Consider the following 1,289-nt stretch of genomic DNA (forward strand, 5'->3'; position numbering starts at 1 on the left):
CGGATCGGGACGCTGTACGAACAGCGGGAGAGCTTCGCCGTGGGGTCGAACTTCAATGAGTTCGGGCGGTCATTTGTGGACTGCCTGCTTGATCCCTATATCGTCGCGGGGGGCTTCTGATGCGTGCCGGAATGCTTCGCCACCGCGTGACCATCCAGCGGCAGGAAATCGTTTTTGGGAAATTTGGAGCCCCGCTACATGACAAGGTCTGGGAAAACGTGGCGACGGTCTGGGCTTCGCTGGAAGCCATGAGCGGGCGGGAGTTTTTCGCCAGCCAACAGGCACAGTCCGAAGTCACGCAGCGCATCCGCATCCGGTATAGGCCGGACGTGACGGCGGACATGCGCGTCATCCACAACGGGAAGGTGTTCAACATCGTTGCCCCGTTGCCGGACAACCGGGGCCGGGAACTGGTGTTGATGTGCCGGGAGGTAAGCTGTGAGCAATGACGTCGTGGTGGACATCCCCATCGAAGACATCCGGGCGGGCGTCCGGGCGGAGATTGATTCCGATTTGGGAGGCATTGCCGCGCAGGTCTTTGAGAAGGCCAAAAGCTCCACGGCGTTCAGGGACAAGACGGGGAGGCTGCGGCAATCCATCTGGATTTACCGCTCGAAGTACAAGGACGGCGGCTATGTGGTCTATGTGAAGGCCCCGCACAGCCACCTTGTGGAGTTCGGGCATGTGCAGGTTGCCAAGGACGGAAAAACCGTACTGAAGCACGTTCCCGGAAAGCATTTCCTCCGCAAGGCCCGCAACGCCGTCCACCGGAAGGTTGATGCGATGCTTCAGGACATGATGGGGGATGCCCACTATGGCAAGCGCCGTTGATTTTGAAACTGTCCTGCTGCGGATGTTGCAGGAGGATGCGGGATTGTCCGCATTGGTTGGCAGCAAGGTTTTCCCCTTGTTCATTCCGTCCGGGAATTATCTTCCCTGCGTCACGTTCCAGCGGCTCGGCGGGAGGCCCGCCAACACGCTGTCCGGGGCGTCCGGTCTGGAGGAAATCGACCTTCAGATCGACGTGTGGGCACGGGACTATGACGAGGCAAAAGCCATTGCCAAGGCCGTGCGTTCCGCCATGCCGCCAAGCGGCCCGCAGTTCGGCGCGCATCTGATCGAGGATCAGGATTTGTACGAGGACGGGACGAATTACTTCCGCGTGAGCATGGAGTTCAAGGTCTGGTTCCTCGAAACCGAATAGGAGATTGAAACATGCCCAACAAACAGATTGCGGTCGGCGCCAGAACTAAAGTCCTGATGGACGTGGAAACGTCCTACGGCGTGGC

Annotated in this window: 3 protein-coding genes; all 3 read left to right on the forward strand. The window is 59.4% G+C overall.

Going from position 1 to position 1,289, the window contains the following annotated elements; genetic code table 11:
- Nucleotides 1-119: 119 nt before the first annotated feature.
- Genes T370_RS0121945 through T370_RS0121955 form a run of 3 tightly spaced genes read left to right on the forward strand, consistent with a single transcriptional unit; the run spans nt 120 to nt 1,204 of the window.
- Nucleotides 120-449, forward strand: a complete 330-nt coding sequence (locus T370_RS0121945) for a phage head closure protein (RefSeq protein WP_029437019.1) — start codon at nt 120-122, stop codon at nt 447-449.
- Complete coding sequence (locus T370_RS0121950; RefSeq protein ID WP_029437020.1) at nt 439-831, forward strand: HK97 gp10 family phage protein; 393 nt, start codon at nt 439-441, stop codon at nt 829-831. The genes T370_RS0121945 and T370_RS0121950 overlap by 11 nt, the downstream gene beginning before the upstream one ends.
- A complete protein-coding gene (locus tag T370_RS0121955) occupies nt 815-1,204 on the forward strand; it encodes a DUF3168 domain-containing protein (RefSeq protein WP_051643948.1) in 390 nt (129 codons plus the stop codon). Before T370_RS0121950 ends, T370_RS0121955 begins: the two co-directional genes overlap by 17 nt.
- Nucleotides 1,205-1,289 lie beyond the last annotated feature (85 nt).

It is taken from the genome of Bilophila wadsworthia ATCC 49260 (genome assembly GCF_000701705.1).
GTDB lineage: Bacteria > Desulfobacterota > Desulfovibrionia > Desulfovibrionales > Desulfovibrionaceae > Bilophila > Bilophila wadsworthia.